Origin of the sequence: Pseudomonas sp. HMWF006 (assembly GCF_003061205.1) — a bacterium.
Taxonomy (GTDB): domain Bacteria; phylum Pseudomonadota; class Gammaproteobacteria; order Pseudomonadales; family Pseudomonadaceae; genus Aquipseudomonas; species Aquipseudomonas monsensis.
This window is the reverse complement of record NZ_QAIU01000639.1, coordinates 853-10,144: the sequence shown is the minus strand read 5'-3', so window position 1 is coordinate 10,144 and position 9,292 is coordinate 853. Positions and strand designations below refer to the sequence as shown.

General features: G+C 66.2%; 1 protein-coding gene. It reads left to right on the top strand.

Annotated features, from left to right (window positions below; translation table 11 throughout):
* Window positions 1-9,292: non-ribosomal peptide synthetase (locus DBR24_RS29650; RefSeq protein WP_256591982.1), on the top strand; the 9,292-nt coding region annotated here is incomplete at both ends.

Here is a 9,292-nt window from a genome sequence, read left to right as displayed (position 1 = left end):
CGTCTGGAGGCTTTCGCCGAGGCGCTGCAGTGGATGATCGAACGCCACGACATCCTGCGCACCTCGTTCGTCTGGGAACGCCTGGATGAACCGCTGCAAGTGGTGCAACGCCATGCGTCGCTGCATTGCGAAGAAGTCCGGCTCGACCCGGGTGTCGACGTGCTGACGCAACTGCTCGAACGTCACGATCCGCGCACCTTCCGTCTTGACGTGCAGCAGGCGCCGCTGCTGCGTCTGGTGTATGCGGCGGACCCGGCGAACGGGCGTGTGGTCGCACTGTTGCTGTTTCATCACCTGATCATGGACCACGTCGCCCTCGATGTGGTGCGTCGGGAAACCCGTGCGCACCTGCTCGGCCAGGCCGCGCAGGTCGGGCCGGCGGTGCCGTATCGCGATCACCTGGCCAAGGCGCGCCTGGGCCTCGACCAACAGTTCCATGAGGCGTTCTTCCGCGAGATGCTCGCCGACATCGACGAGCCGACCTTGCCCTGCGGTTTGCAGGATGTGCAAGGCGACGGCCAGGCCATCGAAGAAGCCTTGCTGATGCTTGAGCCCGAGTTGAGTCGACAACTGCGCGGCCAGGCGCGCCAGCTCGGGGTCAGTGTCGCCAGCCTGATGCACCTGGCGCTGGGCCGGGTGCTCGGCCAGTTGTCCGGGCGCACGGCGGTGGTGTTCGGCACCGTGCTGCTGGGGCGGATGGAGGCAGGCGAGGGCGGCGAGCAAGCGCTGGGCATGTTCATCAACACGTTGCCGCTGCGCGTGGATGTCGGGCAGGACGGGGCGCGCGAGGCGGTGCTGGCGACCCATCGGCGCCTGACCGCATTGCTCGCCCATGAGCAGACGTCACTGGCACTGGCCCAGCGCTGCAGCGCCGTCGCGGTGCCGACACCGCTGTTCAGCGCCATTCTCAACTACCGGCACAGCAGCGCGGAAGACGTCGCCGAGGTCAGCGATCTGGCCCCTGGCGTGCAGGTGTTGGGCGCCCGTGAGCGCACCAACTACCCGTTGACCGTCAATATTGATGATCTCGGTGAAGACTTGCGCATTACCGCGCTGGCGGACGCGGCCCTCGGTGCCGGGCGCATCGCCCGTTACCTGAACACCGCGCTGCACAGTCTGGTGCACGCCCTGCAATCGGCGCCGAATACGCCGCTGCACAGCCTCGATATCCTGCCGGCAGCCGAGCGTGAAAAACTCCTGCATGGTGACCGTTCATTGGCGCCGCGCTTCCCCGAATCACCGCTGATCCACCAACAGTTCGAAGCCCACGCACGGGCCCGGCCCGAAGCGCCGGCGCTGATGTTCGGCGGGCACACCCTGAGCTACGGCGAACTCAATCGCCGCGCCAACCAGCTCGCGCATCACTTGCTGGCGCGCGGTGTCCGCCCGGATGACCGGGTGGCGATCTGCGTCGAGCGCGGCCCGCAGATGATCGTCGGTCTGCTCGGCGTGCTCAAGGCCGGCGCCGCTTACGTGCCGATCGACCCGGCGTATCCGCTGGAACGCATCGCCTACACCCTTGAGGACAGCACCCCGGTGGCGCTGTTGATGCAGGCCGACACCGCCGAGCGCGTGGCCGGTGCCGAGGTTGTGCAAATCGACCTCGACAGTGTGCAACTGCACGCCGAACTGACCAGCAATCCGTACATCCCTGAACTGCTGCCGAGCCATCTGGCCTATGTGATCTACACCTCCGGCTCCACCGGTCTGCCCAAAGGCGTAATGGTCGAGCACCGCAACGTGGTGCGGTTGTTCGCGGCGACCCAGCCGTGGTTCAACTTCAACCCGCAAGATGTCGGGGCACTGTTCCATTCCTTTGCGTTCGACTTTTCGGTGTGGGAAATCTGGGCCGCGCTGGCCTTCGGCGGCCAGTTGCTGCTGGTGCCGCAAACGGTCAGCCGTTCCCCGGACGACTGCTACGCGTTGCTGTGCCGCAGCGGCGTCACCGTGCTCAACCAGACCCCGAGTGCCTTCCGCCAGTTGATCGCCGCGCAGGGGCGCAGCCCGTTGCAGCACTCGTTGCGCGAAGTGGTGTTCGGCGGCGAAGCGCTGGAACCGGGCCTGCTCAAGCCGTGGTATGCGCGGGTCGGCAATGCCGGCACGCGCCTGGTGAACATGTACGGCATCACCGAAACCACCGTGCACGTGACCTATCGGCCATTGGCCGCAGCGGATGCGCATCTGGTCGGGCGCAGCCCGATTGGTGTGGGCATTCCCGACCTGCAACTGTACGTGCTCGACGCCCAACGCGAACCGGTACCGGCCGGCGTTATCGGTGAGCTGTACGTCGGCGGTGCCGGGGTTGCCCGTGGCTACCTCAATCGCCAGGCGCTGACCGCCGAGCGCTTTATTGCCGACCCGTTCAGCGGCCGCACCGACGCCCGTTTGTACAAGACCGGTGACCTCGCACGCTGGACCGCAGACGGCAGCCTCGAATACCTGGGGCGCAATGACGATCAGGTGAAAATTCGCGGTTTCCGCATCGAACTGGGCGAAATCGAAGCGCGTCTTGCGGCCTGCCACGGTGTGCGTGAAGCGGTGGTCATCGCCCGCGAAGACAGTCCCGGTGATCAGCGGCTGGTGGCGTACTGGCTGGCCGCTGAAGACGCCGCGCCGAGTGCCGCGCAATTGCGCGACGCGTTGCTGCTGTCGCTGGCCGACTACATGGTGCCGAGCGCCTTCGTACGCCTCGATGCGTTGCCGCTGACCACCAACGGCAAGCTGGATCGCAAGGCCTTGCCGCAGCCTGAAAGCGATGCGTTCGCCCGGCGCGGTTTCGAAGCACCGTCGGGTGACGTGGAAACGCTGATTGCCGGCCTCTGGCAGACCCTGCTCGGTGTCGAACAGGTAGGCCGTCATGACAATTTCTTCGAACTCGGCGGCCATTCGCTGCTGGCGGTAAAACTGATCGAGCGCATGCGTCAGCACGATCTGCACTGCGACGTACGCGTGCTGTTCGGCCAGCCAAGCGTGGCGGCACTGGCGGCGACGCTCGGCAGCGGCCATCGCCTCGTGGTGCCGGACAATCGGATCAGCGCCGATTGCACACGGATCACCCCGGACTTGCTGCCACTGGTTTCACTCGATCAAGCCGCCATCGACCGCGTTGTGGCCACGGTGCCCGGCGGCGTCGCCAATGTGCAGGACATTTACGGTCTGGCACCGTTGCAGGCGGGGATTCTCTACCACCACCTGGCGACCAGCGCCGGCGACCCGTACGTGCTGCAGGCGCAGTTCGCCTTCGCGGGTCTGCCACAGATCGAGGCCTTCGTTCGCGCACTGAACGCAGTGATCGCCCGGCACGACATTCTGCGCACCGGCGTGGTCTGGGAAGGCCTGGAAGAACCGGTGCAGGTGGTGTGGCGCGAAGCGCCGCTGGCGCTGGAGCGCGTCGATGCCGACCTGCTCGAAGGCGACGTGCTGGAGCAGATGCAGGCGCGTTTCGATCCGCGTCACTACCGCCTCGACCTGCGCCGTGCGCCTTTGATGCGGCTGGCCTATAGCGAAGACCGCGAACACCAGCGCTGGGTCGGCATCCTGTTGCTGCATCACATCGTCCTCGACCACACCGCACTCGAGGTGTTGCTGGCAGAAATGAACGACAGCCTGCAACCAGGCGCTCGCGAACTGCCGGCGCCGGTGCAGTACCGCAACTACGTGGCGCAGGCGCAACTGGACGCCAATGCTCAGGCGCATGAAGCGTTTTTCCGCGACATGCTCGGCGACATCGACGAACCGACCGTGGCCTTCGGCCTGCAAGACGTGCATGGCGACGGCAGCAGCATTGTCGATACCGTGCAGGCGCTGGACGCCGGCGTTGCCCGGCGCTTGCGCGAACAGGCGCGCCGGCTCGGGATCAGCGCCGCCAGCCTGGTGCACCAGGCCTGGGGGCAGGTGCTGGCGCAAATGTCGGGTCGCGACGAGGTGGTGTTCGGCACGGTCTTGCTCGGGCGCATGCAGGGTGGCGAGGGCGCCGACCGCGCCTTGGGCATGTTCATCAACACCTTGCCGCTGCGGGTCAGCGTCGGCGCGATGGCGGTGCAGGACGGTGTGCGCGCCACCCACGAGCGGCTGGCGCAACTGCTGGGCCACGAACAGGCCTCGCTGGCGCTGGCCCAGCGTTGCAGCGGTGTATCGGCGGCGCTGCCGCTGTTCAGCACCTTGCTCAACTATCGCCACAGCGCGGCGCAATCGGCGAGCGTGGCGTGGGATGGCATCGAGGTGCTGAGTTCCCGCGAGCGCAGCAACTATCCATTGGTAATCAGCGTCGACGATCTCGGTGAAGGCTTTGGCCTGACTGTGCAAGCCGTCCCGCAAGTGAATGGCGTGCGGGTCTGCGATTACCTGCAAACCGCGCTGCACAACCTGCTGACAGCACTGGAGCACGCTCCGGCCACTGCGCTGCAGCAGATTTCGGTGATGTCGCCCAGCGAGCGGCAGCGGGTTCTGGTCGGGTTCAACATCACCGGGCGTGAATACCCGCCTGCGCAAACCGTACAGCGTCTTTTCGAACAGCAAGCGGTAGCCCATCCCGAGGCCCTGGCGGCGGTGCAAGGTACGCAGCAATTGAGCTATGGCGAACTCAACCAGCGCGCCAATCTCCTCGCGCATCACCTGATCGGCCTTGGCGTGCAGCCCGACGACCGGATCGCCCTGTGTGCCCGGCGCAGCCCGGACATGCTGGTCGCACTGTTGGCGATCCTCAAGGCCGGCGCCGCTTATGTGCCGGTCGATCCGGCGTACCCGCCGGAGCGCATTGCCTACCTGTTGCAGGACTGTGCGCCGGTGGCGGTCCTGGCCCAGGCCTCGACCCGCGACCTGCTCGGTGGCGTACCGCTGATCAATCTCGACAGCGAATGCTGGCAACACCTGTCAGATGCCAATCCGCGGATACCGGCGCTGACGCCGAACCATTTGGCCTATGTGATCTACACCTCCGGTTCCACCGGCCAGCCGAAAGGGGTGATGGTCGAACATGCGACCCTGGAAAACCTCGTGCACTGGCACGTCGAAGCCTTCGACCTGCAGGCCGGCAGTCATACCGCGAGTGTCGCCGGGTTCGGTTTCGACGCCATGGCCTGGGAAGTGTGGCCAGCGCTGTGCGTCGGTGCGACCTTGCACCTGCCGCCGCAGTCGATCGGTAACGAGCACCTGGACGAGTTGCTCGACTGGTGGTGCGCGCAGCCGTTGCAGGTGAGCTTCCTGCCGACACCGGTGGCCGAATACGCCTTCAGCCGTCAGTTGCAGCACCCGACCTTGCGCACGCTGTTGATCGGTGGCGATCGCCTGCGCCAGTTCACGCGCCTGCAAAGCTTCGAGGTGATCAACAACTATGGTCCGACCGAAGCGACGGTGGTCGCGACTTCCGGGCGGGTGGAGTGTGGCCAGCCGTTGCACATTGGCCGGCCGATCGCCAATGCCAGGGTGTACTTGCTGGACGCCGAGCAGCGTCCGGTGCCGGTGGGCGTGGCGGGCGAGTTGTATGTCGGCGGCGCGGGCGTGGCGCGTGGCTATTTGAATCGCCCCGAGTTGAGCGCTGCGCAGTTCCTCTTTGACCCGTTCAGCGACGACCCGCAGGCGCGCATGTACCGCACCGGCGATCAGGCGCGCTGGCTGGCCGATGGCAATATCGAGTACCTGGGGCGCAACGACGATCAGGTCAAATTGCGCGGCGTGCGCATCGAACTCGGTGAAATCGAAGCCGCGCTCGGCAGTCACGCGGCGTTGCAGGAAGCTGTGGTCCTGGTGCGCGATGGGCGCCTGATCGCCTGGTTCACCGAGCGCTCGGCGGTTGACATCGAACAGTTGCGCAATCACTTGCAGGCGCGCCTGCCCGACGCTCTGTTGCCCGCAGCTTACGTGCGGCTGGCGGCCTTGCCGTTGACCGCCAACGGCAAGATTGATCGCAAGGCCTTGCCGGAACCGGAGCACGGTGCGTGGCTCAGCCGCGAATACGAGGCGCCACACGGTGCGGTGGAAATCGCGCTGGCGCAGATCTGGATCGACGTGCTGAAGGTCGAGCAGGTCGGGCGCCACGACAACTTCTTCGAATTGGGCGGGCATTCGTTGTTGGCGGTGAGCCTGATCGAACGCATGCGCCAGATCGACCTCGCCGCCGACGTGCGCGTGTTATTCAACCAGCCGACCCTGGCAGCACTGGCCGCCGCTGTGGGCAGCGGTCGTGAAATTGCAGTCCCGGCCAACCGGATCCCGCCAGGCTGCACGCACATCACCCCGGACATGCTGAGCCTGACCGAACTCGATCAGCCGAGCATCGCGCGCATCGTCGCCACGGTGCCCGGTGGCGCGGCCAACGTGCAGGACATCTACCCGTTGGCGCCGCTGCAGGAAGGCATTCTTTATCACCACCTGAGCGCCGAACAGGGTGATCCATACCTGCTGCAATCGCGACTGGCGTTCGACAGTGTCGAGCGTCTGCGCACGTTCGGTAATGCCTTGCAGCAGGTCATCGCACGCCACGATATCCTGCGCACCAGCGTGGTCTGGGAGGGACTGTCGAGTCCGCACCAGGTGGTGTGGCGCGAGGCTCCGCTGGTGGTGCAAGCGGTGGCGCTGGACCCGGCGCAAGGTGACATTCTCGAACAGTTGCACGCACGCTTCGATGCGCGCTATCACCGCCTTGACCTCAGCCAGGCGCCGCTGATGCGCATCGTCTATGCCGAGGACCCGGCGCAGCAGCGGGTGGTGGCGATTATCCTGTTCCAGCACTTGATCCTCGACCACACCGCGATGGCAGTGGTGGGCGAGGAAATGCGTGCGTTCATGTTCGATCAGGCCGACGGCCTCGGCGCGCCGATGCCGTATCGTAACTACGTGGCGCAGGCGCGGCTGGGCGCCAATGAGCAGGAGCACGAAGCGTTCTTCCGCGACATGCTTGGCGATATCGACGAGCCGACCCTGCCGTTCGGCCTGCATGACGTGCAAGGCGATGGCGGCGACATCGAGGAGGCGCAGCAAACCGTCGATGCCGGGCTGACCCGGCGTCTGCGCGAGCAGGCCCGGCAACTGGGCGTCAGTCCGGCGAGCCTGATGCACGTGGCCTGGGCGCAGGTATTGGGCGTGCTTGCCAACCGCCGCGACGTGGTGTTCGGCACGGTGCTGCTGGGCCGTCTGCAGGGCGGCGAGGGCGCCGACCGCACGCTGGGCGTGTTCATTAACACCTTGCCGTTGCGCGTGGACGTCAGCGCAGGCGTGCAAGGCGCGGTCAAGGCCACACACGCACGCTTGACCGCGCTGTTGGCCCATGAACATGCGCCACTCGCGCTGGCGCAACGCTGCAGCGCGGTGTCCGGGGCGCCGCTGTTCAGCGCCATTCTCAACTACCGGCACAGTGCCGCCGAGGCGCAGCCGCGTGACGGTCAGGGTATCTGGGAAGGTGTGCAGTTACTCGGCGGCGAAGAGCGCAGCAACTACCCGCTGACCCTCAGCGTCGACGACCTGGGCGAAGGCTTCGCCCTCGCGGTGCTGGCGCTGACGCAGATCGGCGCGCAGCGCATTTGCGGCTACATGCACACCGCGCTGGAGCATCTGGTGAACGCGCTGGAACAGGCGCCGCAACGTCCGCTCAACCGCTTGCCGATTCTTCCGGTGGAGGAATACGAGCGCTTGCTGGTCGGCTTCAACCCGACAGCGACGGCGTACCCGCGCGGGGCAACGATTCAGGCGCTGGTGCAAGTGCAGGCCGCGCAACAACCAGAGGCTCTGGCGGTGGTGCAGGGCGCGCAGCAACTGACCTATGCGCAACTCAATCAGCAGGCCAATCGCCTGGCCCATCACTTGCTCGGCCTCGGCGTGCAACCGGACGACCGGATCGCCGTGTGCCTGCAACGCAGCCCGCAAATGCTGGTGGCGCTGCTGGCGATCCTCAAGGCCGGCGCCGGTTACGTGCCGGTCGATCCGGCGTACCCGGCGGAACGCATCGCTTACCTGTTGCAGGACAGCGATCCGGTGGCGGTGCTGGCACAGGCCTCGACCCGTGAGCTGTTGGGCCGGGTGCCGGTGATCGACCTCGACCAGGACATCTGGCAGCACCTGTCCGACGCCAATCCGCAACTGCCGACATTGACCCCGGCGCATCTGGCCTACGTGATCTACACCTCGGGTTCGACCGGCCAGCCGAAAGGCGTGATGGTCGAACATGCGACCCTGGAAAACCTCGTGCACTGGCACTGCGAGGCGTTCGACCTGCGCGCGGGCAGCCACACCGCGAGTGTCGCCGGTTGCGGTTTTGACGCGATGGCCTGGGAAGTCTGGCCGGCGCTGTGCGTCGGTGCGACCCTGCATTTGCCGCCGCAGTCGATCGGCAACGAACACCTCGACGACTTGCTCGACTGGTGGTGCGCGCAACCGTTGCAGGTCAGCTTCCTGCCGACTCCGATCGCCGAATACGCCTTCAGTCGCGACCTGCAGCACCCGACGCTGCGCACATTGTTGATTGGCGGCGATCGCTTGCGCCAGTTCCCCCGCGAACACAGCTTTGCGGTGATCAACAACTACGGCCCGACCGAGGCCACGGTGGTCGCGACCTCCGGCCAGATCAATGCCGGCCGGCTGCTGCACATCGGCCGGCCCGTCAGCAACGCCAAAGTCTACCTGCTCGATGATCAGCAACGGCCGGTGCCGGTGGGCGTGACGGGTGAGTTGTACGTCGGTGGCGCGGGGGTGGCCCGGGGTTATCTGAACCGCCGCGACCTGAGCGCCGAACGCTTCCTCGAAGACCCGTTCAGCGACGAACCGCAGGCGCGCATGTACCGCACCGGCGACCTCGCACGCTGGTTGGCCGATGGCAACATCGAGTACCTGGGGCGTAACGACGATCAGGTCAAACTGCGCGGCGTGCGCGTGGAACTGGGGGAAATCGACGCCGCGCTGTCGAGTCATCCGGCGGTGCAGGACGCGGTGGTGCTGGTGCGCGAGGCGCGTTTGATCGCCTGGTTCACGGCGCGCACGGCAGTCGACATCGAGGACCTGCGCCTGCATCTGCAGGCACGCTTGCCGCAGGCCTTGGTGCCCGCCGCTTATGTGCGCCTGTCTGCGCTGCCGTTGACCGCCAACGGCAAACTCGACCGCAAGGCCTTGCCCGAACCGGATCAGGACGCCTGGCTCAGCCGCGAATACGCTGCACCGCAAGGTTCAGTGGAAACCGCGCTGGCGCAGGTCTGGGCCGAGGTGTTGCAGGTCGAGCAGGTCGGGCGTCACGACAACTTTTTCGAACTGGGCGGCCATTCGCTGCTGGCGGTGAGCCTGATCGAACGCATGCGTCAGCTCGGCC